This window comes from Pseudarthrobacter naphthalenicus (assembly GCF_029076445.1).
Lineage (GTDB): Bacteria > Actinomycetota > Actinomycetes > Actinomycetales > Micrococcaceae > Arthrobacter > Arthrobacter naphthalenicus.
On sequence record NZ_JARESG010000006.1, the window covers coordinates 42,897 to 69,428 of the forward strand.

Genomic DNA, 26,532 nt, shown 5'->3' on the forward strand with positions numbered 1-26,532 from the left:
GTGCTTCTGTTTTTTGGGGGAGGGCTTTTAGCGGGCAGGGTCCAGCAGGCCGGCTGCGGGGGAGTGCGCCATGACGTCCCGGGCCAGCCGGACGGCCTCGGCAAGGCGGCTCTCGTCGATGCCGGTTTCGTGCCCGGTGTGATGCAGGTGCCGGACGAGCTCTTCGGTGGCGATGTTGCCGTGCGCGCCGGGCGCGAACGGGCAGCCGCCGAATCCGCCGAGTGCGGCGTCGAAACGGATGATGCCGGTGTCCACGGCGGCGCTGGCGGTTGCCAGGGCCTGGCCGTGGGCGTTGTGCAGGTGAAGGTAGTACACAAGGTCCGGTTCGGCGCTGCGCACGTGGTGCATGCTTGCCATTACCTGCTCCGTTGGCGTGGTACCCAGGGTGTCAGCGAGCCCGATGTCCGTGATGCCCATGTCCTTGAAGGCGCGGACTACGCGCAGCAGGTAACCGGGGTCGATGCTCCCTTCGAACGGGCACGTGAAGGCGGTGGAGATGCCGGCGAAAAACCGCGTCTCCGGGTGCTTCGACACCGTCGAGGCGAGGCTGGCGAGGGCATCCTCGACGGCCTGGCCGGCGTTCGCGTTGCTGTGGGCCTGGCTTGCGGACGTGACCACCTGAATGTCGGTGGCGCCGGACTCCACGGCCCGTTCAATACCTTTTCCGTTCAGGGCCAGGCTCGTGTACGTGACCCCGGCGCTCGCCGGGAGTGAGGAAATGACTTCGGCTGCGTCGGCCATCTGCGGCACGCGCTTTGGATTCACGAAGGACGCCGCTTCAATGCGATTAAGCCCCGCCGCGACCAGGGCCTCCGCGATTTCAAGTTTGTGTGCTGTTGACACGATGACCGGTTCGTCCTGCAGCCCGTCGCGCAGGAAAACGTCGGTGATTTCCACTTTCATCTACCGCACCTCCTGCAGTCCGAGCCCGGCGACCTCGTCCGCGGTCATGCCGGCGAGCTCCTGGAGTACTTCCGCTGTGTGCTGGCCCAGCTCGGGGCCCACCCATTTGACGCGGCCTTCGTGACCGGGGATTTTGGGCACAACGCCCGGGAAGCGGATCAGCTCGGGCTCGTTTTCGATGACCACCTCATGGGTCTGGATCATGTCCCGTGCCAGGTAGTGTTTGTCCACTGCGATGCTGGGTGCGTCATAGACGGGGCCGGCTGGCACGCCGGCGTCGTCCAGCTTGTCCAGGACCTCGGTGAGCGGCATGCTTCCCGTCCAGGCGGAAATGGCGCCGTTGAGCTCTTCCTCCCTGGCGCCGCGCGCTTCGGTGGCGAGCAGGGTCTGGTCCTCGGCGAGGTCTTCGCGGCCGATGGCGCGCATGAGCCGCACGAACACCGAGTTGGAGTTTCCGCCGATGACCACCTCAAGGTCGTCCCCGCAAAGATACGAGCCGGTGGGCACAACGCCGGGAAGGGCACCGCCGGTGCGCTTGCGGACCATGCCGTACGCGTCGTAGTCCGGGACCAGGGATTCGAGGAGGCTGAAGACGCCTTCGTAGAGCGCCACATCCACCACTTGCGACGGGCCCGCCGGCAGCCCGCGGGCTTTCTGCAGCATCAGGATCAGTGCGCCGATGACCCCGTAGAGGCCTGCGACGGTGTCGCCCATGCTGGCAGCCGCGCGGCCGGCCGGACGGTCCGGTTCACCCGTGATGTAGCGCAGCCCGGCGAAGGACTCCGCGGAGCTGCCAAAGCCGGCACGGTTTTTGTACGGACCGGTCTGCCCGTAGCCGGAGATGCGCACCATGACCACGTCGGGGTTGAGTTCCTGCAGCACATCCGGGCCCAGGCCCCACTTCTCCAGGGTGCCCGGCCGGAAGTTTTCAATCACCACATCGCACTGTGCGGCGATCTTCTTGACCGCTTCACGCCCGGCGTCGGAGCGGAGGTCCAGCGCCACCGATTTTTTGTTACGGCCGATGGTGCGGAACAGCATGGAGGTGGTGCCGCGGGTTTTGCGCCAGTCCCGCAGCTCGTCGCCTCCTTGCGGCTTTTCGATCTTGATGACCTCGGCACCGAAGTCGCCGAAGAGGCGCGCGGCGAACGGGGCGGCGATGAAGCTGCCGAGTTCCAGCACCCGGATGCCTTGAAGGGGGAGGGAATTGCCCTCCAGTTGAAGTTCCTGCGTCATGAGGTTCCTGCCTGCGTCTCGAGTGCGCAAATTCCCATCTAGTGGGAGATGCTTGTCATTGGGCGGATAGACAGTAGCACCGCCATGTGACGCGCGCAACAGGGTCGGGCTTGTCTTTTTTGCGACCGGCTGTGCGAGCGGCACTCCCGCGCCTGCCACTTGTATGCAGCGTCACACATGCCGTACAGTCGTGGACCAAGCCGCTGCTTTCTAATATAGAAATGCAAATTCTCATATAGAACACCGCTAGGTGATCAACAATCCCACAGTGAAGTGAGGAAAGCCCATGCAGTTCCACCACCACGGTTACGTATCCGGAGATCCGCGGGTCAAGCCCGCAGCAGGGGTCGGCATCGACCGTCCGGAGGAGCTTCCGGACCACGTTGATGTGTTGATTGTCGGCTCCGGGCCCGCGGGCATGCTCGCCGCCGCGCAGCTGTCCCAGTTTCCGAACGTCACCACCAGGATGGTGGAGCGCCGCCCGGGACGGCTGGCCATCGGCCAGGCCGATGGCATCCAGGCCCGCAGTGTGGAGACGTTCCAGGCCTTTGGCTTCGCGGAGCGGATCATCGCCGAGGCCTACCGCATCACCGAGATGGCATTCTGGAAGCCCGACGCCACGGACCCCTCGCGGATCGTCCGGGCAGCGCGCACGCCGGATGACCCTGCCGGGATCAGCGAATTTCCGCACCTCATCGTCAACCAGGCCCGCGTGCTGGACTACTTCGCCGAGTTCATGGCCAATTCCCCCGCCCGCATGAAGCCGGATTATGGTTTTGAGTTCGTGGATCTTGAGGTCTCCGATGAGGGGGAATACCCGGTCACCGTCACACTGCTGCACACCTCCGGCCCGAACGAAGGCAAAGAGCGCACCGTCCGGGCAAAGTACGTGGTCGGCGCCGACGGCGCCCGCAGCAAAGTGCGCCAGGCGATCGGCTGCACCCTCGCCGGGGACGCCGCCAACCACGCGTGGGGCGTGATGGATGTCCTCGCCGTCACGGACTTCCCGGACATTCGCACGAAGTGCGCCATCCAGTCCGGCTCGGGCGGCAGCATCCTGCATATTCCGCGCGAAGGCGGTCACCTCTTCCGCATGTACGTTGACCTGGGCGAAGTGGACCCGGACAACAACGGTGCGGTGCGCAACACCACCATCGGGGAAATCATCGCCAAGGCCAACGAAATCCTGCACCCCTACACCTTGGATGTGCGGAACGTGGCCTGGCACAGCGTGTACGAGGTGGGGCACCGCCTCACGGACCGGTTCGACGACGTCCTTCCGGAGGACCGCGGCACGCGGACCCCGCGGGTGTTCATCACCGGGGATGCCTGCCACACACACAGCGCAAAGGCCGGCCAGGGCATGAACGTGTCCATGCAGGACGGCTTCAACATTGCGTGGAAACTCGGCCACGTGCTCGAGGGCCGCAGCCCGGAGTCCCTGCTCGCCACCTATTCGGAAGAGCGCCAGGTGGTGGCGAAAAACCTCATCGACTTCGATAAAGAGTGGTCCACCATGATGGCCAAGAAGCCCGAAGAGTTCGCGGACCCCACGGAGCTCGAGAATTTCTATGTCAGCACGGCCGAGTTTCCGGCCGGGTTCATGACCGAGTACGCGCCGTCCATGCTGGTTGCACCCGCGGATCACCAGCACCTCGCAACGGGCTTCCCCGTGGGAAAGCGCTTCAAGTCAGCTCCCGTGGTGCGGGTTGGCGACACCAACCCCGTCCACCTGGGCCACCATGCCACGGCTGACGGCCGCTGGCGCATCTACGTCTTCGCGGACCAGGCACTTCCGTCAGGAGGGACGCAGCCAGCGTCTGCCACGGACCGGTTTGCCGAATGGATCGCGAACTCGCCGGAATCACCCCTGGCCGCGACGCCGTCGGACGCGGATCCCGACGCCTGGTTCGACGTGAAGGTGATCTACCAGCAGGCGCATGCCAGCCTGGACATCGGGGCGGTGCCGGCCGTGTTCAAACCCCTGGTGGGACCGTTCAAGCTCACTGACTACGAAAAGGTGTACGCCACCGATCCCCAGGCGGATATTTTCGAGCTGCGCGGCGTGGACCGCGGCGGTGTGGTGGTGGTGGTGCGGCCGGACCAGTACGTGGCAAATGTCCTGCCCCTGACCGCGACGGCTGAGCTCGGGGCGTTCTTCGCTCCCCTTCTGGCGCCCCGGTTGGAGGCATCGGCGGCTAGCGGAGCTGTTCGCTGATCCGCCGGGCGGCATCCTTGACCGAGCTGCCCACCTGCTCAGGAGGGAGCTGGGCGCTGGGATAAACCACGGCGATGGCGGCCGGCTGGAGCCCCTGGGCCGGGCTGAGCGGGACGGCCACGGACGTAACCCCCGGCAGGACTTCGTGGTGGCTGACGGCAAATCCCGACTCGCGGACGGACGCCACTTCCGGACGCCGGGGCTGATCCGGCGAAACCGCCTCCCACTGAGCGTCGTCCAGGATCGCCTGGATAGCCAGCCCCGGCGCCCCCAGGTTCAGCGCGTGGCGGGTGCCGGGCCGCTGGACCACCGCGGCACGGCTGTGCCGCGGTTCCACGCTGGTCAGGGTGGTGCAGTCCCCGCGGTCCAGCACCACCAGGAAAGCGGTGGTGCCCAGTTCATTTGCGAGGGCTGTCAGTTCCGGCAGCGCCGCTGTCTGCAGGTCGCGGGCCACGCCGCGGGCCAGTGCGGCCAGGCCGGTGCCCAGGACAACGCCGCCGGCGGCGTCACGGGCCACGAGCCCGTGGTCTTCGAGGGTGCGAAGGATTCTGTAGGCGATGGAACGGTGGACCCCCATGCGGGCAGCAATCTCCGCGATGCTGAGCGGCGCCGATTCCTCGCTGAGGATTTCGAGCATCCTGATCCCGCGGGAGAGGGTCTGCGAATGGGCCGGTGCGGCCTTGCCGTCCGGAAGTGCTGCGTCTGCCATGCCGCCGTACCCCTGTCGTTTCTGTCCGGTGATGCCCCAGGCCTCAAAGCCGGCAGCCCCATAGTAGAACACAGGTTGCGATTATCGAACGCCTGACCGCGGACCGGCCACCGTTCGGCGCGTTAGCGGCGAGCCTCTCCCTTGTCCAGTAACCGCCCCGCGCGCATGACCAGGACGCGTTCAAAGTTGCCGTCCACCACCACGACGTCGGCGCGCAGGCCCGCGCGGAGGCTCCCCACACGCTCCTGCTCGCCGATGATGGCCGCCGGAACGGCAGTCGCGGACAGGACCGCAGCGGCAGCTTCCACCCCGGCGCCGATGGTCCGGCGCACCACGTCCAGCAGCGTTGCCGTCCCGCCGGCGAGAGTGCCGTCGCCGAGCCTGGCCACGGCACCGCTGACCGAAACAGATGCCGGACCGAGCTCGTAGTGCCCGTCGGGCAGCCCGGTGGCCGCCATGGAATCGGTCACCAGGACCACGTTTTCCGCACCGACCAGGTCGAACACCATCCGCACGGTTTCAGGATCCAGGTGAACGCCGTCCGCGATGAGTTCCACGGCCACCGAGCCGGCCGCGGCCAGCCGAAGGCACGCGGCCACAGGACCCGGGCTGCGGTGATGCAGCGGCGGCATGCCGTTGAAGAGGTGCGTGACGGTGGGGCGCGACGCCGGTCCCCGCCCGGCTGCCTGCAGCAGTTCGGCAGCCGCGGTGAGGGAGGCCGCCGTCGTGCGCGCATCCGCATCGGTGTGCCCCAGCGACGGCGTCACACCGTTTTCGGCGAGCAGCCGCACCATTGCATCTGCGCCGGGGAGCTCGGGTGCGTAGGTCATGGTCCGCAGGTGGCCGCCGGCGGCCCCGATCAGTTCGCCGAGCAGTGGGAGGTCCGGCTCGCGCAGGAACCGCGGGTCCTGCGCGCCGCAGCGCGCACTGGACAGGAACGGGCCCTCTGAGTGGATGCCGGCGATCAGCCCCTCATCGGCCAACTGCCGCAGTGTTTCCATGCCCCGCAGCAGGTTGTCGCGGGAAGCGGTCACCAGGCTGGCCAGCAGCGTGGTGGTGCCGCTGCGGTGCAGGAACTCGACGGCGGCGCGTGCGGCCTGGCCGCTGCCGCCGGGAAAGTCGCCCCCGGCGCCGCCGTGGCAGTGCAGGTCAATCAGGCCGGGCAGGATCGTGCTGCCCGCCGGCAGGTCCAGTTCTTCCAGGCCCGGCAGCGAAGATTGGTCCAGGCCGGCACGGGGGCCCACATAGGCGATGCGCCCCCCGGTCACGGCGACGACGGCGTTGTCCAGGGACCTTCCGTCGGTCAGGACGGTCCCGGACAGGAGGTAGCTCCCGGACCCGGCGGGACTCGGCTGGGTGGCTTCCCTCGGTGTCTGGTCCGGCTGTTTTTGTTCCGGCAACGGGTTCATTTCAGGGCCTCGGCGAACCAGCCGGTAATGGTGGCCGGGTGGGTGATCGCGGTCCCGACCACCACGGCGAACGCACCGGCGTCGAGGCACTGCCGGGCCTGCTCCGGGGTATGCAGACGGCCTTCGGCGATGAGGGGAACGCCGAAGCCGGCGGCGGCGATCTGTTCGATCAGCTCCACGTCAGGGCCGTGCGTTTTGGGCCGCTCGCCGGTGTAGCCGGACAGCGTGGTGCCGATCAGGTCCGCCCCTGCTTCGACGGCGGCAGCGGCGTCGTCGAACGAGCCGCAGTCCGCCATGACCAGCGCATGCGATTCGCGATGGATCCCGGCCACGGTCTGCGTCAGCGTCAGGCCGTCGGGACGCCGGCGGCGGGTGCCGTCGATCGCCACAACGTGCGCGCCTCCGCCGGCCACCGCCAAAGCGTGGCGGAGCGTGGGAGTGATGAAGACGCCGTCGTGCCCGTCCTTCCAGAGCCCGATCACCGGAACCTCCACCGCCGCCCGCGTGAACTGCACGTCGGCCAGGCCCTGGACCCGGACGGCGGCGGCACCGCCGATCACCGCCGAGGCGGCAAACTGGGCTGTGGTGCGGGGATCACGCAGGGGCTCGCCGGGGTACGCCTGGCAGGACACAATCAGCTGGCCGCGGAGGGCTTCAAGGGCTTCGGGGGTCAGGATCACGGTCAGTTTCCTTTGAAGTGGCGGCGGAACGGGCTGAGCTGGCGGGTGGGCGGACGGGGTACTGAGGGCGATGGTGTCAGGAGGGGGAAGCGAGGACCAGCCGCGCTGCGCCCACCATGGCGGCTGCGTTGCCGAGTTTAGCCGGGAGGACAGGGAGCCCGGCCAGCGCGGGCAGGAGCTCAGGGCGGAGGGCACGTTCCATGGGGCGCCACCACGGTGCGCCGGCGTCGGACAGGCCTCCCGAAACCACTACCACTTCAGGGTCCAGGATGTTGGCGAGCCCGCCCACGGCCTGCCCGGCCGCGCCGGCCCCGATGCCCACTGCTTTGATGGCGGCCGGGTCGCTGGTCCCGGCGAGGGCAAAGACGGCCCGGGCGTCGGCGGCCTGCGCTGTGCCGCCCAACCTCAGATACGTCTCGCGGATGGCGGGCCCGGAGGCGATCGCCTCAACGTGCCCGGCACCGCCGCAGACGCACGGCACGGCCGTGCCCTCGTGGAATGCATACGGCGAGGCGAAATGCCCCACGTGCCCGCCGGCGTACCGGTGCCCCAGGACCGGCTGTCCGCCGAGGACAAAACTGCCCCCGACGCCGGTGCCGAAGGCCACCAGGAGCGAACTGGCCGTCCCGGCAGCGGCACCCGCCCAAGCCTCACCGAGAGCGTGCGCATGGACATCGTTCACGGCGCGCACAGCCTCCGGAGCCAGCCCCAGCCGGTGAGCCAGCCCGGCGGTCAGCTCCGTCCCGGCCCACCCGAGGATCGCGTCGGTAGCCGAAACCACCACCCCGCGCCCGGCATCAATGACACCGGCAGACCCAACGCCAACCCCACTGACGGCCAGGCCCTCTGCTTGAGCCCGGCCAATCAGTGAGGAAACCAGCGCCGCAGTCGCATCCAGGATCGCGTCCCCACCGCTACGGTTCAGCGTCGGAACAGTCGCCGAAAACAAGACCGACCCATCCGACGAGACAACCCCGGCAGCAGTCTTAGTACCACCAAGATCAACACCAACCGCGTACGTCATGTTCTTCCTAACCGGGGACTTCGATAAGCCAAGTGGGGAGGCAGCGCTGGACATGGTTCTTTTGTGTAGGTTGCGTCAGAGCGCGAGGAACGAGCGCAGCAACCGGCAAAAGGAGCATGCCCAGCGCACCCAACCCAACCACGACTAACTAAACGAGCCCGTTGCGTTCCAGGATGCCGCGGATCGCAGAAGTTTCGGCGTCGTTCAGGGACAGCATCGGCACGCTCATGGTGTTGGATTCGATGATGCCCATGACCTGGAGGGCGGTCTTGAACGCGCCGAGGCCCGCTGCGCCGCCGGAGACGCGGCCGTTGGGGGCGTAGACGATTTCGAAGACGTCGGCAAGGCGGTCCTGTTCGCGGGCGGCACCGGCCCAGTCCCCGGCGGCGGCGGCGTCGAACAGGCGGCGGTAGCCGGCGGGGTCCACGTTGCCGAGGCCCGGCACAACGCCCTGGGCGCCGCCGAGCAGGGCGCCGTCCACTACAACTTCGTGGCCGGTGAAAATGTCGAAGTTGGGGACGTCCTTGGCTGCCAGGAGCAGCTGGCGGAAGGAGACGTCGTCGCCTGAGGAGTCCTTGACGCCGGCAATGACGCCGTCACGGCCCAGGCGGACCAGCAGGTCGGTGGGGAGCTTGAAGTGGGTGCGGACGGGGACGTCGTACGCGAAGATCGGCGTTTCGACGGCGGCGTGGATGTCCCGGAAGTGGGTTTCGGTTTCCGCGGCGTTGCCGATGGCGTAGTACATGGAGGTGACCACGATGGCGTCGGCGCCGAGGTCAATGACCTTCTTGGCCTCTTCGATCACTCGGTTGGTGGTCTGTTCGTTGGCGCCCACGATCAGCGGCACGGCGCCCGCGTTCGCGTCGGCGATGGTGCTGACCACCAGTTCACGCTCGACGTTGGTCAGGTACGGCACCTCGCCAGAGGAACCCAGCACAAACAGGCCGGACACCCCGCCGTCGAGCAGGTGCTTGGTGACGTTCTTCAGCGACGCGGTGTCGATGCTGCCGTCAGCGTGGCGTGGGGTGACGACGGGCGGGATGACGCCCTGGAACTGGGTAGACACAGAATTCTCCGTTGGTTGGAACTGATAAATGGGAAGAGTCAGATGTGGAGCAGGCTCGGCGCGGCGCCCAGCAGCTTCTTGGTGTAGTCGTTGGTGGGGCTGTCAAAGACCTGTGCAGCGCTGCCCTGTTCGACGATCTTGCCGAAGTACATGACGCAGATCCGGTCCGAGACGTAGCGGACGGTCTGGATATCGTGCGAGATGAACACCATGCCGAGGTTCAGCTGCGTCTTCAGGTCGGAGAGCAGGTTCAGCACCTGGGCGCGGACGGAAACGTCCAGGGCCGAGGTGGGCTCGTCCGCCACGATGATGTCCGGATCCAGCGCCAGGGCGCGGGCGATCGCCACACGCTGGCGCTGGCCGCCGGAAACCTGCGACGGCGTGACCTCAGCCGCGGACTGCGGCAGGCCGACGAGCGCCAGCAGGTCCTTGACCTTGGCCGCGCGGGTGGCCGCGGTGCCGATGCCATGGATCTGCAGCGGGTCCGTGAGGATGTCCTGGACGGTCATGCGCGGGTTCAGTGCCGTGGCCGGGTCCTGGAAGACCACGGACACGGAGCGGCCGAATTCCTTGCGCATGTGGGCGTTCCGCTTGATGGCGGGCTTGCCGTGGAACAGGACCTCGCCCGACGTCGGCGTCTGCAGTCCCACCAGCACTGAGGCCAGGGTGGACTTGCCGCAGCCGGACTCACCCACGATGCCCACTGTTTCGCCGCGGCTGATGGTGAAGTCCACCCCGTCCACCGCTTTGACGATGTTGGGGCGGAAGAGCTTGCCGCCACGGGCGTGGTGGTAGACCTTGACGTCCTTGAGTTCGATGACCGGCTTGCCGGTGGATTCACTCACTTCGCGTCCTCCTTCAGGTGGCTTGCCCAGTAGTGGTCGGCATCGCCGCCGCCGGCGGATGACACCGCGGTGAGGACCAGCTGCTGGTTGGGGTCGGCGTCGGCCCGCAGCGAACGTGCCGCGAAACGGTCGCCCGGGGCGAAGTCCCGCGGGGACGGGACGGTGCCGGGAATCTGGTGCAGCCGGACGGCGTCGGCCTCGATGGAGAGGACAGCGCCCAGCAGGCCGCGCGTGTATTCGTGCTTGGGGTTCTGCAGCAGCTCCGAAGCCTGCGCGGATTCCACCACCTGGCCGGCGTACATCACCGTGATGCGGTGCGCCAGGGAGGCCACCAGGGCGAGGTCGTGGCTGACGAACACCATGGCGAAGCCGAGCTGTTCGCGCAGTTCGTTGAGCAGATCCACCACCTGCTTCTGGACCGTGACGTCCAGGGCGGTGGTGGGCTCATCAGCCACCACGATCTTGGGCGAGCGGGACAGTGCCATGGCGATCAGGACGCGCTGGCGCTGGCCGCCGGAGAGCTCGTGCGGGTAGCTGGCGAGCGTCCGGACGGGATCGAGCTTGACCAGTTCCAGCAGCTCTGCGGGGGTCTTGCGGCCGCCGCGCCGGGTCAGCTGCAGCATCTGGTCCTTGATCTTCATGGACGGGTTCAGGGAGCTCAGGGCGTCCTGGTAGACCATGGCGATCTGCTCGCCGCGCAGGCCCTCGTAGGCCTTGACGCTGCTGTGCTTGGTGGCAGGGTCCAGCAGTTCCTTGCCGTCGAACTTAATGGACCCGGTAACTACCGCACTCTTCGGCAGCAGGCCCATGACCGCGAGGGAGGTGATGGACTTGCCGCAGCCGGATTCGCCCACTAGGCCCATCGTTTCGCCTTCGCGGACGGTGAAGGAGACGTTGTCCACGATCGCCGTCTCGCCGAACCGGCCAGGGAACCGGATGGACAGGTTCCTGACCTCCAGGACGTTGCGGGCATCCGCGGGGACCTGCGGAAGGCGGTCCGTACGGCGGCCCTCAATGGCTGCGAGGAGTTCCAGTTCCCTGTCCAGCAGCAGGTGCGGGTTTGCCGCGGCCAGCTTCGGATCGGAGAGGATGCCGGCCTCGGTGTAGTGCTCCTCGGTGAGGACGTCGCCGTGGGCGGCGCGGACGCCGTCGAGCTCATGCTGCTCCACCACGGACGGCTGGGCCACGGACGTCGCCACCTCAGTGTCAACGACGACGGCGGCACCCACCGCCGCGCCGGCAACGGCGGCTGCCGTGCCGTCGTCGTCCCTTACCGCAGGTGCCTTGCGCAGCTTCGGGTTCACCATGGCGTCGGTGAGGCCCTCGGCGAGGATATTCAGGGACAGCACCGTGAGCAGGATGGTCACACCGGCGAAGGTGGTGGCCCACCAGCCGCCGGACAGGATCAGGTTGCGGCCGTAGGAGATCACGTTGCCCCAGGAGGGGGCGGGGTCCTGGACGCCGGCGCCGAGGAAGGACAGCGAGGCTTCGAGGATGATGGCGTCGGCCACCATGACGGTGGCGAACACCAGCACGGGCGCCGCGGTGTTGCGGACGATGTGCTTGAGCAGGATGTAGAAGCGGCCGGCACCGATCACCCGCTCGGCACGGACGTAGTCCTCGCCGTACTGGGAGAGCACGTTGGCGCGGACCACGCGGGCCAGCTGCGGGGTATAGATGATGGCGATCGCGATGATGATGGTGGGAACCGAGTTGCCGAACGCGGCCAGCAGCACTGCGGCCAGGGCGATGCCCGGGAACGCCATCAGGATGTCCATCAGGCGCATGATCAGTTCGTTCACGGCCTTGCTGGAGGTGGCGGCAAAGGAGCCCAGCAGCGCACCCGCCAGAATGGCCAGGATGACGGCGCCGAGGCCGATCATCAGCGAGGACTGTGAACCGTAAAGCAGGCGGGAGAAGATGTCGCGGCCCAGCCGGTCGGTGCCGAAGAAGTGCTCGGCGCCGGGCGGGGTGGCCGGGATGAAGGTTTCCAGCGGATCGTGCGGGGCGATGACCGGCGCGAAGACGGCTGCGAGGACGATCATGATGAGGAAGAGGAGGGCGATGCGGGAGCCCCAGGGCAGGGCCTTGAAGCGGACGCCCGGGGCACTCAGCCGTTCAGCGAGCTTGCTGCGCATGAGCTATACCGTCCTGATTCGGGGGTTGATGAGCAAGTACAGGAGGTCCACCACGATGTTCACCAGAACGAAGGTGACCGAGATGGTCAGCACCACGCCCTGGACCAGGTTGATGTCCAGGTTGGTGATGCCGTTGAGGATCAGCTGGCCCATGCCGGGCAGGGCGAAGATCATTTCAATGACGACGGCGCCGCCCAGCAGGTAGCCCACGCGCAGGCCCAGCACGGTCACCGGCGTGACCAGGGCGTTCCGCAGGACGTTCTTGGAGACCACCTCGCGGTAGGGAACGCCGTTGCCGATGGCGGTGCGGACGTAGTCGCGGTCCAGTTCCTCCACCATCGAGGTGCGGACCACTCGGATCAGCGAGGCCGAAACGGGGATGCCGAGTGCGAGGGCCGGCAGTGCCATGGAGTTCAGCCAGCCGCCGAAGCCGGATTCGGGCGTTGCGATGCCGCCCGAGGGGAACATCGGGTTGGCGCCCAGGGCGAACCACTGGATCAGCAGGATGCCCAGCCAGAACGACGGCGTGGCGATCGCGGCGATCGAGAAGACGCGGACCACCTGGTCCTGCCACTTGTCGCGGTAGAGGGCGCCGAGGATGCCGAAGGCCAGGGACACCACAATGGCGATGAGGACGCCGAGGAAGGTCAGCTGCAGCGTCAGGGGGAACGCGGAGCCGATCATGGAGGCCACCGACTTGGCCGGCGGGGTGGTGACGCCGAGGTCGAACCGCAGCAGCTTGCCGAGGAAGCCGAAGTACTGGATGACCAGCGGATCGTTCAGGCCGTTTTCCTGGCGGTACTGCTCCTTCGCCTCTTCAGAGGCGCCGTCGCCGAGGGCCGAGCTGGCCTGGTCGCCGGGAGCGGCCTGCAGGACAAGGAAGACGAGCAGGGTGATGCCCAGGATCATCAATGGCAGTGCTGCGAGTCTGCGGCCAAGCAGACGCAATATCGTGACCAATTTGTTCTCCGGTTTGTTTGAGTTGCTGCAGATCCAATGGTGCGAGGCCTGCTCTGCGTGTTTCCGGGGGATGGGGGCGCAGAACAGGCCTCGCGACGCAGGGCTGCTTAGGCGGTGCGTCCGACGTCGATGAACGACATTCCGGTGGTGGGCAGCGGCTTGAAGCCGTTGAGCTTCTTATCGTCCCAGGCGGAGGGCAGCTGGCGGTGGAAGATCGGATACAGCGGAAGTTCCTCGGAGACGAGGTCCACGATTTCGCCGGTGATCTTCTTGGCATCCGCCCCGGCTGCCTGGGAGCCCTTGTTCATGAGTTCCTGCAGCTTTGCCCGCTCCGGGGCGGTCCAGTAGGCACGCTTTTCCATCCAGGTGGCGCCTGAGTAGAACCAGCTCAGGAGCAGGTCCGCATCGTTGCCGAAGACTGACGGGTCGCCCGGGGCAGCAACCACGGAGTAGTCGCCGGCACCGACACGGTCGGTGTAGAGGGCGCCGGACTGGATGCTCTTCACGGTGACCTTCACGCCCGGAATCTTGTTCCAGGATTCGAGGATCAGCGGAGCAACGTCCTTGACCCAGGCGGTGTCCGTGGTGAGCAGCTCGAACTCGAGGCTGCTGACGCCGGCTTCCTTGAGCAGGTCCTCGGCCTTCTTGGCGTCATAACCGTAGACGTTCTTGGCCTTGACGTAGTCCGGGTGGCCTTCCTGGAAGTAGGAGCTGGCCGGCTTGGCGTTGCCGAACAGGGCCTTCTTGATGATGGCGTCCCTGTCCAGGCCGTAATGCAGGGCCTGGCGGACCAGCTTGTTATTGAACGGGGCCTTGTTGCAGTTGAACATCAGGAACATGAGGCCGAAGGACTGCACGGACTCAACCTTGACCTTGGACTTCAGGCCGTCGATGTCCAGGTAGGGGACGTCCTCGATGGCCTGGACACGGCCGGACTGGACGGCGGTGACGCGGGCTGCGGCGTCCGAGAGCAGGAGCCAGGTCATGCCCTTGGCCAGTGCCGGCTTGGGGCCGTTGTAGTCGGCGAATGCTTCGAAGACGATCTTGTCGTCCTTGACGGCGGAGACCAGCTTGTAGGGGCCGGTGCCCACGGGGGCGGCGTCGAAGGCTTTGAGGTCCGTGGCCAAGGCCTTGGGGACGACCTTGACCACGGAGATGCGGGGGCCGAAGCCGGGGAACGCGTACTTGAGGGTGAACTCGACCGTCTTGGCGTCGACGGGCTTGACGTCGTGGATGAACGGAATGAACTGGGAGAACAGGGACTTGTTGGCCGGGTCCATGACGCGGGTGAAGGAGTAGGCCACGTCTTCGGTGGTGACGGGGGCGCCGTTGTGGAACTTGGCGCCGTCGCGGAGGGTCACCTGGTAGGTGGTGTCGTTGACCTTCTTGGGGTCGGCTGCGGCGAGGGCGTTGTAGGGTTCGCGGGTGGCCGGGTGAAGTTCGATGAGGCCTTCGAAGATGTGCAGGTTGGCGGCCATCGGCGTGGCGCCGGAGGAGCTCAGCGGGTCGAAGCCGGTGGAGAGGGCGTAGGAGATGCCGGCTTCGATGGTGAGGTCTTTGTTGACCGTGCCGGCGCTCGCAGAGCTGCCGGTGGTGGTGGCCGCGGGGCTGCCGCACGCGGCCACGGAGGCGGTGAAGGCTGCGGCGGCACCCATGGCGCCGGTCAGCTTGAGGAAGTTCCGGCGGCTGGCATCATTGACCAGCGGCAGGTTCGTTAGGGTGTTGTTCATGAGGGCCTCGCCATTCCAGAAGGTTTATCGGATGTAGGACGTCCGAGCTCGTAGGACGACTGTAAGTCGGATCACAGCCTTCCGTCAAGCGCCGCCCGCCCTCGCCTTCGTCCTCGCCTCCGCCCTCGCCTCCCCGGGGGGACGCTCTCACTTAATGTGGATTTTTCCCAAACGCTCTCTCACTTAACGCGGGTTTTGGGCGGACGCTCTCTCAGTCAGGCGCGCTGACGGCTCCCGTGCGGGTATCAAAAGTGAACGCACGACGGCGGCGCACGGTTGAAGTGCCCCGCTGGCCTTTCACCTCAAACACCACGTCCGCGCGGCCGCGTGCCACGTCCGCCGCCGTGACGGTGTAGCCGGGAGTGAAGTAGAGGACTTCCTCGCCGGCGCCGAGGTCCGTGGCCGGGAAGGCCTGTGAACCGGGGCCGGACAGCTGGACGCCGGTTACCGGCAGGTCCCCGTCGTTGCGCGCCCGGCCGGTGAAGGCGAGGATATCGCCGGCCTTATAGCCAGGGGTGACGGGTCCGTAGTTGAGGTACTGGGCTTCCCGGGTACCGATCACCTGCGCTGAGTCAGCTGTGTAGCCCTGGCCGATTTCCTTCCAGGTGTGCACACCCCATTCGCCTGCACCGGCGGGCATCACGTGGAACTCTCCGGCATTCTGCCAGACGGGCGGCCGGCCGGGGGTGATGGAGCGGAGAACCATGTCGAACTCGAAGCCGGCGTCGGCGTCCGGCCTGGCGGTTCCGATGTCAGGAGGCCCTGCTGTCAGCTGAACGGTGAGCTGTTCCGCTGGAACGGAAACGAACACAATCTCCCGGTACCCCTGCCGCTCATAAAGCACGCCGATGTTGCCGTCGGGAAGCCGGGTGGCCGTGGAGTAGGCCGAGCTGCCGGGACACAGCATCAGCTTGGCCGGCCAGCTGCGTCCGTTGTCGGGGGAGAGGCTGAGGACGGTATTCCGCCGCAACGCCGTGTCGTGGTTGTTTGTGGCCAGCAGCCACGCGTCAGTGACACCCGCGCTGAAGGCGGTCACCGAAGGCTGGCCGTCAAAGCGGACCAGCGACCCGTTATCGCCCGGGTCCGGGAGGTCTTCAACCGGAACCAGCGCGCTCCAGGTGGCGCCGCCGTCGTCGGATGTTGCGGCAAGGCGGCGCGGCGTCCCGCGGCTGTGGAGGAGAAGCCGCCCGTCCGCGAGGGCGGCCACCTTGTTTTCGTTGGGACTGTCCCCGTGCGTCGCCGCGCCGATCAGCTCACCGAGAGTCCAGGTCTCGCCGTGGTCGTCACTGAACGCGGAGGCGGCCATGATCTCGCCGCCGGCCAGGACCACAAACTGCTGCACCAGGCGGCCGAGGAACGGCCCTGCGTGGATCTGGATGCCCTGCCCCGCTGCGGCAAAGATGCCGGTCATGGCCGGTTCGCCGGCCCGTGCAGGCGGCCGGAGTTTGAGCTGAGAGGTGATCCGGCGGTGCCGCCAGGTCAGTCCGTCGTCGTCGGAAAAACTCAGATCGCAGTGCTGGACCTGGTCATCCGGCACCATCCCGGCCGCCGCCTCGAAGAAGCCCGCGTGCGTTCCGGCGGCATGGAACATAAAGATCCGGCCGGTGTCCACGTCCACCAGGAGGCTCGGATCGCCGTAGCCGTTGAGCCCCACGCCGGTGCGCACCACCTGCTGGGATCCCCACGTGCGTCCGTTGTCCGTGCTGCGCCGCACCAGGAGGTCGATCGGGTTGGGCAGGTCGTCAAGATTGGGCCGCCCGTCGTAGGCCGCCAGCAGGGTGCCCTGCCGCGAGACGGCAAGGGCGGGAATCCTGTACTGGCGGTAGCCGTCCGTGCCCCGGACTGCGAGGACATGCTCGACGGCGGGCACGGCAGCCATCGTCGGGCGCAGGTAGGATGTCATATCTCGATGCTAGGCGAAGGGCAACAAACCCGCGTGTGGAAGCCGCTTCTCTGGCAGAGTATGACCATGCTCACTGTAATTGGCGAGGGCCTTGTTGATGTTGTCCAGCGCGCCTCCGGAACCGAGGCCCATGTGGGCGGCAGTCCGCTCAACGTCGCAGTGGGGCTGGCCCGGCTGGACCACCCGGTGCAGTTCATCGGGCGCTACGGCCGTGACGCCTACGGGGACTCCGTTGCCGCCCACCTGCGGGCGAGTTCCGTGATGCTGCCGCAGGGACCGGACGACTTGCCGACCAGCGTGGCCACCGCAGTGATTAACGACGACGGCGCCGCCACCTATACCTTCGACCTCGCCTGGGAACTTCCCGGCCTCGCGGACCGCCTCGCGTTTATTCTGCAGGGCACCACTTTGCTGCACACGGGCTCCATCGCCACGATGCTGGCGCCGGGCGCCGCTGACGTGCTGGCCGCCGTCGAACACGCACACCCCTCTGCCACTATCAGCTTCGATCCCAACTGCAGGCCGAGCATCATCACCGACGTGGACTACGCACGGCAGCAGGCGGAAAAGTTTGCATCCCTGGCGGATGTTGTGAAGGCTTCCGACGAGGACCTGGCGTGGCTGTATCCGGGCGTCGATGTGCTGGAATCCGCCCGGCGCTGGCTGGCCCTCGGCGGCGAGGAAGGGCCGGCGATGGTGGTGGTCACCCGCGGTGCGGCCGGTCCGTGGGGGATTACCGCTGCGGGTGAGGTGGAATGCCCCGCACCGGAAGTGGAGGTGGCTGACACCGTCGGCGCGGGGGACTCCTTTATGGCCGCGCTGCTCTCCGGGATCGTTGACCGCGGCCTGGACGGCGCACAGAACCGCGAAGACCTCCGCGGGCTTCCGGCCGAGGGCCTTGCTGCACTCCTGGCTCATGCCTCCCGCGCTGCCGCGGTCACCGTCTCCCGGCCCGGCGCGAACCCGCCCACCCGGTCGGAACTGAACGGCGTCCCGGAGGAGTAGGCGGGTCAGGGAAAACTGGCCTAGGCGTCAGATACGGCGGAGCTCACCGCCGCCGGGCTGTCGTACTCTTTGTCTGCAATCTTCTGCAGGGCGTCCAGGACATTGCCGTCTGCGCCCGAGTCTTTGGCATGCGAGACCAGGGTGTCCTTCGTTGCCGGGTAGTCCACGCCGCCAAGGAACTTCTGGATCTGGATCGGGTTTGGTGTGTCTGCCATTGCATTACCTTTCGGGGGTTAATTGCGCTGATTTTTCTTCCACCGCGTCACGCAGCACCAAATCGAAGGCTTCGACCCGGCGATCCGTGACGGTGCTGGGCGATTCCAGATGGACCGCCCCTGCCGGCAGGATTCCCGCAGCGCCGTGTTTTTCCATTACCCGCCACTGAGCCACGACGTCTTCGCCGCAATGCTCGGGCGGAAGCTGCGTCCAGAACCGGAATCCGCCGGCGTCCTCCAGGGCCTGGCGGCGATACATCGTGCAACCGCCCAGCCAGGCCACCTTGTAGGGAATCCACTGGCCCGGCTCCAGCTCGAGGTCGGCGCTGAGGTGGCTGAGGTTGGCAGCGCTGTGCAGGGTCCAGCGCCGGAATGCTGCATCGCCGGGCCTGATCCGTTCGGGTGTCACTGCCCCCTCCCACGGCGTGAAAACATTTGTTTGTTCGGGACGCCGGTCGTCCAGGTAGGAGAGTCCCTGGGGTGCCATGCCCACAAAGCCGCAGCGGAGCTGATCCAGCGCACGGCTCATGCGTTGCAGGGCCCCGGGTTCCAGCCAGACGTCGTCGTCCAGGAAAAGCGCCTTCTCTGCATGAGCCTTTTCCAGGAGGAACTGGCGGTGTTCGGCCAGGCCCCTGCGGGGCAGGTGCCGGTGCAGTTCAATCGGCGTGCCCTGTGCGGCCAGCACACGCAGCATGGCAGCGACCGTGGCGTGGTTCCAGACCTGAACGCCGTCCGACTGGTCGCTGAGGACCAGGCGGAATACCGGGGCCTCCTGCGCGGCAAGGCCCGCCAGCGTGACAGTGAGTTCGGCGGGCCTGTTGCAGGTGGGGATAAGGACATCCACGGCCGGGTCGGCGCTGGGCTGCCCGGACGCCCAATGCACTGAAGTGTGGCGATTCAAAGCTGCCGCCTTCGGTTAGGGGACACTTTGTACGGGTGTATTGTCTGGCGTACCCCGTAGGGGTCCGCTCTAAACGCCGCTGCGCCAGCAGGACGCCCGCGGGCTTTAAGTCAGCCGGCCGCCATCGGTTGGCCGAGGCAAATGCACGAGGACAGGAGACTGACGTGGCCAGGACGACGACGCTGAGCGAGACCACGGTGGAGGCGGTAATGGCCGAGCTGGCTGCACTTGAGGACCCCCGGGCCCGCGAGGTCAACGCGCGGCACGGCGACGATCACGGAGTGAACCTCAGCAAGCTGCGGGCGGTAGCCAAGCGGCTGAAGGTCCAGCAGGACCTCGCACTCCAACTGTGGGCGACCGGGGACACCGCGGCGCGGCTGTTGGCCCTGCTGATCTGCCGCCCGAAGGCATTCGATGCGGCCGAACTGGACCTCATGCTGCGCGGGGCCCGCACCCCCAAGGTGCAGGACTGGCTGGTGAACTATGTGGTGAAGAAGAGCCCGCACGCCGAGGCCCTTCGCCTCCTCTGGTTCGCCGACCCGGATCCGGTGGTGGCGAGTGCCGGCTGGGCCCTGACAACAGAACGCGTGGCGAAAGAGCCGGAGGGCCTTGACCTCCCGGGGCTCCTGGACGTCATCGAAGCGGAGATGCAGTCCGCGCCGGAGCGCCTGCAGTGGGCCATGAACCACTGCCTGGCCCAGATCGGCATTGAACACGCCGGGCACCGGGCCCGCGCGCTGGACATCGGGGAGCGGTTGGAAGTGCTCAAGGACTACCCGACGCCAGCGAACTGCACCTCGCCGTACGCGCCCATCTGGATCGCGGAGATGATCAAGCGGCGGCAGCAGTAGTCCGAGGACATCGAGCGGCGACGTCTCGGCGCTAAGCGAGGCACTTAGCGCCGAGACCTCGCCACTCGACGGGCGTGGGCTCCGAGGAAACGTGGGCTCCGAGGAAACGTGGGCTCCGCCGCCCAAAACGCCCCACGTAGACTGACTGTATGCGGCTGGTAGCAAGTGATATTGACGGGACCATTCTTGGGCACGACGGAAAAATCAGCGACCGCACCGTCCGTGCCTTCCACGCCTGCCGGGAGGCCGGCGTCGAACTGGTCTTTGTCACCGGCCGGCCGCCGCGCTGGCTGCACCCGCTGCAGGATCAGCTGGGCCACACCGGCACGGTGATCTGCTCCAACGGCGCCGTGGTCTGGGACCTTGAGGCCGACCGGCTGGTCTCCGCCCGGACACTCAGCCTTGACGCCGTCCGGGAAACCCGCCGGATTATTAAGTCCCTGCGTCCGGCCGCGCTGTTCGCGGCCGAGACCCTCACCGGGTTCCATCTGGAGCCGGGCTTCATCGAGAACGGCTCCAGCGAGTTGCTGGCCGAATTCACCCCCGCCCCGCTGGCGGAAACGCTCACCGCGGACGACGCCGTCGTGAAGTTCCTCGCAATCGTCAGGGAGGGCACTCCGGACGATTTCCTCGCTGAAGTCCGTCCCGCCGTCGCGCACCTCGCGTACGCAACGCACTCAGCTCCCAGCGTGGCCATGCTGGAACTGTGCCTTCCCGGCGTCAACAAGGCAGTCACCCTGGCCGAGTACGCCAGGTCCCTCTCGATCGACGCCGCGGACGTGGTGGCGTTCGGCGACATGCCCAACGACGTGGAGATGCTGCGCTGGGCAGGCAGCGGATACGGGATGGCCAGCGGCCACCCGGATGCCATCCGCGCGGCCGGGCAACAGGCACCCCACTTTGACGACGACGGCGTGGCCCAGGTTCTGGAGGCCAGGCTCGCGGAGTTGGGTGTACAGCGCGCCTGACCGCTGCCATGGCCCTTTTCACAGCTACCGCTCACCTCACGTTAACTTTCGCCGCCTAACGTTGGCGTGGACAAGCATCCACAGCTTGAGGGGAACGTCATGGCAAGGAACGGCAATCAACGCAGGCACGAAGCGGCAATCCGCCCGGCAGAGCCTGCCGCGCACTGGAAGGCGCTGAAGGAAGGCGACCGTGTGCGCATCCTCATCACTCCCGGATACGAAACCGGCGGGTTCGTCGATGCCATCACCTCGGACTGCACCTCTGTGTGGGTGAACCTCGACGGCGGGCTGGGACGCACGATGCTCCACTGCAGCGATGACGTGGAGATCGTGCCGCAGGGCGCCTAGCGGCCAGGTTCCGGTACGCTCGCAGCGTGACCGAGCGGTACTTTGACCCATCCGGTGGTGCCTCGCGCCCGCAGCCCCCTATCGCCATGGCCCACCGCGGCTTCTCCCGGGAGGGGCTCGAAAACACGATGGCCGCCTTCCGCGCCGCGGTGGAACTCGGGTGCAGGTACGTCGAAACCGACGTCCACACCACGTCCGACGGCGTGCTGCTGCTTTTCCACGACGACACTTTGGACCGGGTCACTGACGGCCAGGGGCGGATCTCGGAACTGACCGCCGCGGACGTTGCCGCCGCCAGGATCGGCGGGTCCGAACCGGTGCCGCTGTTCGATGAACTCTTCACGGCGTACCCGGACGTGCGCGTGAATCTGGACATCAAGGACTGGGCCTCCGTGCGTACCCTGGCCGCCGGCATTGAACGTCACGGCGCCCATGACCGTGTCCTGGTGGCCAGCTTTTCAGACCGCCGACGCCGGGCGGTGCTGAAGCTGCTGAGCCGGCCGGTTGCGTCCTCTGCGGGGGTGGTGACGAACGGGTTGTTTGTTCTTCTTGGCCCTGTTCTCCCGGTCCCGGTGCTTCGCCTGGTGCTCCGGGGCCCGCTCCGCGACGTTCAGGCGCTGCAGGTTCCGGTGCGGCAGGGCGCGATCCGGGTGGTGACACGGGGTTTCGTCCGCCGCGCGCACGCGCTCGGCCTGGCAGTCCACGTCTGGACCATCAACGATCCCGCCGAGATGCGCCGGCTGCTGGACCTCGGCGTGGACGGGATCGTGACGGACCGGGCGGACCTGCTGAGGCAGGTGCTTCTGGAACGGAACGAGTGGCCCGGCTGAAGTTCCGCCGCGATGCCGGGCCCACGCCCCCGCGCAAGGAAGGCGGTGCCGCCTACTGACGCCGGTCGGCGCCGCCGGGACCCGGGAAGCGGCCGGACTCGGCCGTCAGGAACCGGAGCTCGTCAAGGTCGAGCGGTGCATTCCAGGCAGCCCAATCCTTGGGCCGTACTGAGGGCCTGCCCAGAAGGTAGCCCTGCCCGGCGCTAAAGCCCAGCTCGGCCAGGACGGTGAGTTCCTCGGCGGTTTCCACGCCTTCGGCGACCACGACGCTTCCGATCCGGGTGGCAAATTCAATCATGCAGGCGGCAACCGCATGCTGCGTGCGATCCTGGTCAACGCCGCTGATCACGCTTCGTCCCAGCTTGATGAAGTCGGGCCGCAAATGCAGCATCCGGCTCAGTGTGCCGGCACTGGAGTGTGAGTCATCGATGGCAATTCTCAGTCCGCGTTCCCGCAGCGGAGTTATTGCGGCAATGAAATCCGAGTATTGCTCGTCCGGAATGCCGTCGGTCAATTCGAGGACTATTCGTTCAATCGGCAACTCAATGTGGTCAAACAATTCCGGCAGGCGCGGATCAAGGCAGGATGCCGGCGAGATGTTCATCGCCACATAAAGGTGCTGGGGAAGGTTCGCGGCGGCCAGTGCCGCGGAACCCAGCGCCGAGAATTCCAGGTTGGCGCCCAAACCAACCGCAGCAGCTTCGGCAAACCAGAGTTCCGCGCCGGCTCCGTCGTCACTGACAAAGCGGGACAGCGCCTCGACACCCACCACGCTCTTGGAATCCAGTCCGTAAATGGGCTGGAAGGCGGTCATCAGCATCTGCTTCTCCAGCAAGGCGCTAATTCTGGAGAGGCTCCGCAGCGAATCCATCCGTTCCGCCAGATGCGGAGGTACGGAGTTCAGTGGTTGATGGGCGCTGGGCGTGCCCGTGGCGCGTTCCTGCGCGGCGTCCAGCTGCCGGCGTTCCAGCAGGTATTCGAGCAGGGCCCGTTCCGGTACGCCGGGGTTTTCCCCCAGGCGGTCGCTGAGGTGCTGGCGGATGGCCGCACCAGCAGGATCAGGATCCGCTAATACTGCAGCGATAACTCCCCATGCTTGCACGCGAACTGTCATTATCGACGCCCCCAGTTGACGAAGTAATGCCTCAGTGGCCGTTCTATTTTCAAATTTCCTGGCGCTTTCCGAAATCCGATGCTTCGATTTGGCCGATCTCCTGACCTGGAAGAATCGGATACCGCAACTAGATCGTATATCGGGAGGGGCGAAAAGCGCAGCCCCTGAAATGCCTAAGCGCTATGAGTTTGCGCGGGAGTTCCGGCCAGAAGGCCAGGGACTTGTTCGGGCGGAACGGGTTTGCTGAAATAGTAGCCCTGCGCACTGAGGCAGCCCAGGTTCCGCAGGTGTTCAGCCTGCTCCGCGGTTTCCACACCTTCCCAAACGGCTTCCAGTCCGCAGGCCCGCACCAACTGCAGGACGGCAGCCACCAGGGGAGGCTGGCTGGGATCGGTACCAAGCCCTTCGATCAGCGACCGGTCCACCTTGACGCGGTCCACCGGGAGGCGGCGCAGGTAGCTGATGGATGAGTAGCCGGTCCCGAAGTCGTCAATCTCAATTCCCACTCCGAGCCCGCGCAGCCCGCCCAGGGAGTACCGGTCCAGTTCGTTGCCCCTGACGATCGCCACTTCCGTGAGTTCGAGGACAACCTGCTCCGGCCGCACCCCTGTTTCCTTGAGCACCCCGCGGACATCTTCGATGAACTGGAGGCTTTGCAGGTCGGTGGCGGAAATGTTGATCCGCACGGAGAAGGAACTGTCCACCAGCGCATCGTCAACCCAGCGGCGGAGCTGGTTCACCGCCGTTGTGAGGACCCAGAGCCCTAGCTCGGAGATCAGGCCGGCGTCTTCGGCGAGGGGGATGAATTCGTCCGGCATGATGAGCCCCCGGGTGGGGTGCTGCCAGCGGACCAGGGCTTCCACCCCTTCAATCCGGCCTGTGTCCAGCTCAACCACGGGCTGGTAATGCAGCACCAGTCCTTCACCTTTCACCGCCGTCCGGAGGTCATCGAGGAGTTGGCTGCGGAGCCTGCGAACTAGCAGCAGGCCAGGCTCGAACACGTGGAGCCGGTTCTGGCCCTCGGCCTTCGAGGCGTACATTGCCACGTCAGCCTCCATCAGCAGGTCCTCCGGCGACCGCCCGGGTTCCCCGGCGCTGAGCCCGATGCTGGCACCGCAGCGTATGTTCCGGTCGGGCAGTTCGATCGGTTCCTTAAGGGCGGCCAGGATGCGTTGACCGACGACGACGGCCTGGTCGGTGCCCGTGGCAGGCATGACAATCGCGAACTCGTCCCCGCCGAGGCGGGCCACCACGTCAGTGCGCCGGACAGCGCCGCGGATACGCCGTGCGACCGTGGTCAGCACCTGGTCCCCGGCGGCGTGGCCCAGGCTGTCGTTGATGGACTTGAAGGCGTCCAGGTCCAGGAGCAGGATCACGGGCTGGGCGGCGCCGGTTTGGTCTTGGGCGGACTTCAGCGCAGCAAGGAGCGCGGACCGGTTGGCGAGGCCGGTAAGAGGGTCCTGCATGGCCATCTTCTGCATTTCGCGATGGGCCTCGTGGAGGCGCTGGGTGCGGTCCTCCACGCGCTGTTCCAGTTCCTCATAAATGATCTGCAGGTCCTCAGCCAGGAGGTTGGTGCCCATGATGATGGCGTCGAGTTCGTCGCGCGCGGGCGAGACTTCTATCCGTGACTGGAGGTCTCCCGAGGCAAGCCGGACAATTCCCTCCAACAATTGGGACAGTCTGGGGTCATCATCGGCGAACAACGGGACCTCCTCTCCGGGGGTGCAGGGTCTAGTGGTTCTGGGGCGAAGGTGTGTCGAGGGGGAGCTTGACGGTGACCGTGGTGCCCTGGCCCAGCTGCGACGCCACGTCGATGCTGCCTCCGTGCCGGTCCACGATGTCCTGGGTAATGGCCAGCCCCAGGCCGGTGCCGGGCACCGCCCCGGACATGGCGTTGGAGGCCCGGTAGAAGCGGGTGAAGATGTGGGCCAGCTCATCGTCGGAGATGCCCATCCCGGTATCCGCTACCGTGACCGCTGCCCGGCCGGTGCCGCCGGCGTCGGTCTCGAATACGCAGCCGACGTCGATCCGGCCGCCGCCCGGCGTGAACTTGACGGCGTTGGAAACCAGGTTGGTAAAAACCTGCTGAAGCTGGACCTCGTCCGCCAGGATGTCGAGGTCCTCGGCCACGGGGGCCAAGACGATGCTGACGTTCTGCAGCTTGGCCAGCGGGGTGAGCGCGGCGGTCACAATCTTCAGGGTCCGCGCCAGCCGGACGGGCGTCAGCTGAAGCGGACTGAGCTCGTGACCATGGCGGGAAACGCTCAGCATGTCCTCGATCAGCAGGCGCAGCCGTTCCGTGTTGCGCACCACAATGTCCAGCATCTGGTGGACGTCGGTGGACACCGGGTCCGTGGTGTTTTCCTGGATCATGTCCAGGTACGCCATGATCGAGGTCAGCGGGGTGCGGAGCTCATGATTGACCGTGGCCAGGAAGTCGGTCTTGGCCTTATCCAGCTCCCGGAGCTGCTTGACCACCTGCTGCTGGCTGGTGATCAGATGGCTCTGGATCAGCGCATGGGCCGCGTTGCCGGCGACGTGCTGGATGAGTCCGAGCTCGGCCCGCGACCACTCCCTGGGGGCGTCCAGCAGCGCTATCCAGATGATGCCGAGCGAGGAACTGCCATCGCCCATCGGAACCGCCACGTAAGCTGACGCATTGAGGGCGGCCAGCTGGGCCGGAAGCTCGGCGTCGTCGGTGCCGCCCTGAACGGAAGCTCCGTTGGCTGTCAGGGGTTCTGCCCGTGACCACAGCAGATCCGCCGCCGGGCGGGCATCCTCCGCGGCCGCGAACACCGTCCCGGGCAGGGGATCCAGCCCGCGCCGGTGCCATTGGGCGGTGATCAGCGGCACCCGGTCGTCCTCGAAGGTGGCCAGGCAAACCCGGTCCGCGCCGAAGGTCTCACCGAAGCCGGTCACCACAAAGTCGGCGATCTGCTGGGGATCGTTGGTCCCGCGAAGTGCTGCCGACACCTGCCGCAGCCTTTCGCGCAGCGTCTCCGCTTCATGCCGGGCTTCCGTCCGCCGGGAAACCAGGTTGATCAGGGCCGTGGCACGGTGGATCAACTCTTTGGCCGCGGGAGGTTTGGCAATGCAGTCCCGCACGCCGGCATGCTCCACGGCTTTGACTTCGGACGGACTGTCCAGGTCCACCAGCGCCAGCACGGGGGCCGCAACGTCGATGTCGGACAGGGAACTGTCGAGGACCAGCACCGAGGGCTTGGCCTCGTCCAGAATCGCGGACAGGTCCGCGGAGTTCCCGGCAGCGCGGACCGTGAAACCCGCCGATTCCAGTGCTGCGGCCACGAATTGACGGCGCCCGGAGTCCGGGTCCGCCACCACGGCCAGGTAGGGCACGGTTGCTACGTGTGGTGTGTCCGCTGGCAACCCGTCCCCCTCGATGCTGGTAAGCACTGTTCAGTCATGAATGAGTACATTGTAGGGTGACCGGGCAGAGCTGGCCCTTATGAGGAATG

General features: G+C 66.7%; 23 protein-coding genes. 6 read left to right on the plus strand and 17 right to left on the minus strand.

What is annotated here, in order from left to right; all coding sequences use genetic code 11:
- Positions 1–27: 27 nt before the first annotated feature.
- The gene (locus PY310_RS07700; protein ID WP_275213787.1) at positions 28–903 is read right to left on the minus strand and encodes a hydroxymethylglutaryl-CoA lyase; all 876 of its coding nucleotides are present in this window, start codon (positions 901–903) and stop codon (positions 28–30) included.
- A complete protein-coding gene (locus tag PY310_RS07705; RefSeq protein ID WP_275213788.1) occupies positions 904–2,139 on the minus strand; it encodes a CaiB/BaiF CoA transferase family protein in 1,236 nt (411 codons plus the stop codon).
- A 286-nt stretch (positions 2,140–2,425) separates the two neighbouring features.
- Here PY310_RS07705 and PY310_RS07710 point away from each other — a divergent pair, with 286 nt between their 5' ends.
- Positions 2,426–4,357, plus strand: a complete 1,932-nt coding sequence (locus PY310_RS07710) for an FAD-binding monooxygenase (protein ID WP_275213789.1) — start codon at positions 2,426–2,428, stop codon at positions 4,355–4,357.
- Here PY310_RS07710 and PY310_RS07715 read toward each other — a convergent pair.
- From PY310_RS07715 to PY310_RS07760, 10 genes are all read right to left on the minus strand, one after another.
- Positions 4,338–5,066, minus strand: a complete 729-nt coding sequence (locus PY310_RS07715; protein WP_275213790.1) for an IclR family transcriptional regulator — start codon at positions 5,064–5,066, stop codon at positions 4,338–4,340. The genes PY310_RS07710 and PY310_RS07715 overlap by 20 nt on opposite strands.
- 122 nt (positions 5,067–5,188) lie before the next feature.
- Positions 5,189–6,475 carry an N-acetylglucosamine-6-phosphate deacetylase gene (nagA, locus tag PY310_RS07720; protein ID WP_275213791.1) on the minus strand — a complete coding sequence of 429 codons (1,287 nt, stop codon included), beginning with the start codon at positions 6,473–6,475 and terminating at the stop codon, positions 5,189–5,191.
- A complete protein-coding gene (locus tag PY310_RS07725; RefSeq protein WP_275213793.1) occupies positions 6,472–7,155 on the minus strand; it encodes an N-acetylmannosamine-6-phosphate 2-epimerase in 684 nt (227 codons plus the stop codon). The genes nagA and PY310_RS07725 overlap by 4 nt, the downstream gene beginning before the upstream one ends.
- A gap of 76 nt (positions 7,156–7,231) precedes the next feature.
- Positions 7,232–8,179, minus strand: a complete 948-nt coding sequence (locus PY310_RS07730) for an ROK family protein (protein ID WP_275213794.1) — start codon at positions 8,177–8,179, stop codon at positions 7,232–7,234.
- A 148-nt stretch (positions 8,180–8,327) separates the two neighbouring features.
- The gene (locus tag PY310_RS07735) at positions 8,328–9,245 is read right to left on the minus strand and encodes a dihydrodipicolinate synthase family protein (RefSeq protein WP_275213795.1); all 918 of its coding nucleotides are present in this window, start codon (positions 9,243–9,245) and stop codon (positions 8,328–8,330) included.
- 38 nt (positions 9,246–9,283) lie between these two features.
- A complete protein-coding gene (locus tag PY310_RS07740; RefSeq protein WP_275213796.1) occupies positions 9,284–10,090 on the minus strand; it encodes an ATP-binding cassette domain-containing protein in 807 nt (268 codons plus the stop codon).
- Positions 10,087–12,228, minus strand: a complete 2,142-nt coding sequence (locus PY310_RS07745) for a dipeptide/oligopeptide/nickel ABC transporter permease/ATP-binding protein (protein ID WP_275213797.1) — start codon at positions 12,226–12,228, stop codon at positions 10,087–10,089. The genes PY310_RS07740 and PY310_RS07745 overlap by 4 nt, the downstream gene beginning before the upstream one ends.
- A gap of 3 nt (positions 12,229–12,231) precedes the next feature.
- On the minus strand, positions 12,232–13,188 hold the full coding sequence (locus PY310_RS07750; RefSeq protein WP_275213798.1) for an ABC transporter permease: 957 nt from the start codon (positions 13,186–13,188) through the stop codon (positions 12,232–12,234).
- Between the two features lie 107 nt (positions 13,189–13,295).
- Positions 13,296–14,918, minus strand: coding sequence for an ABC transporter substrate-binding protein (locus PY310_RS07755; protein ID WP_275213799.1), 1,623 nt, complete (start codon positions 14,916–14,918; stop codon positions 13,296–13,298).
- Between the two features lie 211 nt (positions 14,919–15,129).
- On the minus strand, positions 15,130–16,821 hold the full coding sequence (locus PY310_RS07760; RefSeq protein WP_275213800.1) for a sialidase family protein: 1,692 nt from the start codon (positions 16,819–16,821) through the stop codon (positions 15,130–15,132).
- Between the two features lie 66 nt (positions 16,822–16,887).
- On the opposite strand from PY310_RS07760, the gene PY310_RS07765 reads away from it, so the two are divergent.
- Positions 16,888–17,826, plus strand: a complete 939-nt coding sequence (locus PY310_RS07765) for a carbohydrate kinase family protein (protein ID WP_275213802.1) — start codon at positions 16,888–16,890, stop codon at positions 17,824–17,826.
- Positions 17,827–17,846: 20 nt separating this feature from the next.
- Here the strand turns inward: PY310_RS07765 and PY310_RS07770 are convergent, their stop codons facing one another.
- Both PY310_RS07770 and PY310_RS07775 read right to left on the minus strand, forming a co-directional pair.
- Positions 17,847–18,041 carry a DUF2795 domain-containing protein gene (locus PY310_RS07770; RefSeq protein ID WP_275213803.1) on the minus strand — a complete coding sequence of 65 codons (195 nt, stop codon included), beginning with the start codon at positions 18,039–18,041 and terminating at the stop codon, positions 17,847–17,849.
- A 4-nt stretch (positions 18,042–18,045) separates the two neighbouring features.
- Positions 18,046–18,942, minus strand: coding sequence for a glycosyltransferase family 2 protein (locus PY310_RS07775; RefSeq protein WP_275213805.1), 897 nt, complete (start codon positions 18,940–18,942; stop codon positions 18,046–18,048).
- 209 nt (positions 18,943–19,151) lie between these two features.
- On the opposite strand from PY310_RS07775, the gene PY310_RS07780 reads away from it, so the two are divergent.
- The 4 genes from PY310_RS07780 (at position 19,152) to PY310_RS07795 (ending at position 21,939) form a co-directional block, all read left to right on the plus strand.
- Positions 19,152–19,793, plus strand: coding sequence for a DNA alkylation repair protein (locus PY310_RS07780; protein ID WP_275213962.1), 642 nt, complete (start codon positions 19,152–19,154; stop codon positions 19,791–19,793).
- A 149-nt stretch (positions 19,794–19,942) separates the two neighbouring features.
- Positions 19,943–20,761: an HAD family hydrolase gene (locus tag PY310_RS07785; protein WP_275213806.1), complete on the plus strand. Its 819-nt coding sequence runs from the start codon at positions 19,943–19,945 to the stop codon at positions 20,759–20,761.
- 99 nt (positions 20,762–20,860) lie between these two features.
- Positions 20,861–21,109, plus strand: coding sequence for a hypothetical protein (locus PY310_RS07790; RefSeq protein WP_275213807.1), 249 nt, complete (start codon positions 20,861–20,863; stop codon positions 21,107–21,109).
- An 86-nt stretch (positions 21,110–21,195) separates the two neighbouring features.
- The gene (locus PY310_RS07795) at positions 21,196–21,939 is read left to right on the plus strand and encodes a glycerophosphodiester phosphodiesterase family protein (protein WP_275213963.1); all 744 of its coding nucleotides are present in this window, start codon (positions 21,196–21,198) and stop codon (positions 21,937–21,939) included.
- A gap of 52 nt (positions 21,940–21,991) precedes the next feature.
- Here PY310_RS07795 and PY310_RS07800 read toward each other — a convergent pair whose 3' ends face one another.
- The 3 genes from PY310_RS07800 to PY310_RS07810 all read right to left on the minus strand — a co-directional run bounded on the left by PY310_RS07800 (position 21,992) and on the right by PY310_RS07810 (position 26,470).
- Positions 21,992–23,041: an EAL domain-containing protein gene (locus tag PY310_RS07800; RefSeq protein ID WP_275213808.1), complete on the minus strand. Its 1,050-nt coding sequence runs from the start codon at positions 23,039–23,041 to the stop codon at positions 21,992–21,994.
- A gap of 185 nt (positions 23,042–23,226) precedes the next feature.
- Positions 23,227–24,759: a putative bifunctional diguanylate cyclase/phosphodiesterase gene (locus tag PY310_RS07805; RefSeq protein WP_275213810.1), complete on the minus strand. Its 1,533-nt coding sequence runs from the start codon at positions 24,757–24,759 to the stop codon at positions 23,227–23,229.
- A 28-nt stretch (positions 24,760–24,787) separates the two neighbouring features.
- The gene (locus PY310_RS07810) at positions 24,788–26,470 is read right to left on the minus strand and encodes a sensor histidine kinase (protein ID WP_275213811.1); all 1,683 of its coding nucleotides are present in this window, start codon (positions 26,468–26,470) and stop codon (positions 24,788–24,790) included.
- Between the last annotated feature and the right edge of the window lie 62 nt (positions 26,471–26,532).

Excerpts from the sequence above, each read along its gene's own strand:
- PY310_RS07710 (WP_275213789.1), top strand. The coding sequence starts at position 2,426 with ATGCAGTTCCACCACCACGGTTACGTATCCGGAGATCCGCGGGTCAAG.
- PY310_RS07730 (WP_275213794.1), bottom strand. The coding sequence starts at position 8,179 with ATGACGTACGCGGTTGGTGTTGATCTTGGTGGTACTAAGACTGCTGCC.
- PY310_RS07705 (WP_275213788.1), bottom strand. The coding sequence starts at position 2,139 with ATGACGCAGGAACTTCAACTGGAGGGCAATTCCCTCCCCCTTCAAGGC.
- PY310_RS07700 (WP_275213787.1), bottom strand. The coding sequence starts at position 903 with ATGAAAGTGGAAATCACCGACGTTTTCCTGCGCGACGGGCTGCAGGAC.
- PY310_RS07760 (WP_275213800.1), bottom strand. The coding sequence starts at position 16,821 with ATGACATCCTACCTGCGCCCGACGATGGCTGCCGTGCCCGCCGTCGAG.
- PY310_RS07785 (WP_275213806.1), top strand. The coding sequence starts at position 19,943 with ATGCGGCTGGTAGCAAGTGATATTGACGGGACCATTCTTGGGCACGAC.
- PY310_RS07715 (WP_275213790.1), bottom strand. The coding sequence starts at position 5,066 with ATGGCAGACGCAGCACTTCCGGACGGCAAGGCCGCACCGGCCCATTCG.
- PY310_RS07755 (WP_275213799.1), bottom strand. The coding sequence starts at position 14,918 with ATGAACAACACCCTAACGAACCTGCCGCTGGTCAATGATGCCAGCCGC.
- PY310_RS07770 (WP_275213803.1), bottom strand. The coding sequence starts at position 18,041 with ATGGCAGACACACCAAACCCGATCCAGATCCAGAAGTTCCTTGGCGGC.
- PY310_RS07795 (WP_275213963.1), top strand. The coding sequence starts at position 21,196 with ATGGCCCACCGCGGCTTCTCCCGGGAGGGGCTCGAAAACACGATGGCC.
- PY310_RS07790 (WP_275213807.1), top strand. The coding sequence starts at position 20,861 with ATGGCAAGGAACGGCAATCAACGCAGGCACGAAGCGGCAATCCGCCCG.
- nagA (WP_275213791.1), bottom strand. The coding sequence starts at position 6,475 with ATGAACCCGTTGCCGGAACAAAAACAGCCGGACCAGACACCGAGGGAA.
- PY310_RS07745 (WP_275213797.1), bottom strand. The coding sequence starts at position 12,228 with ATGCGCAGCAAGCTCGCTGAACGGCTGAGTGCCCCGGGCGTCCGCTTC.
- PY310_RS07780 (WP_275213962.1), top strand. The coding sequence starts at position 19,152 with ATGGCCGAGCTGGCTGCACTTGAGGACCCCCGGGCCCGCGAGGTCAAC.
- PY310_RS07765 (WP_275213802.1), top strand. The coding sequence starts at position 16,888 with ATGCTCACTGTAATTGGCGAGGGCCTTGTTGATGTTGTCCAGCGCGCC.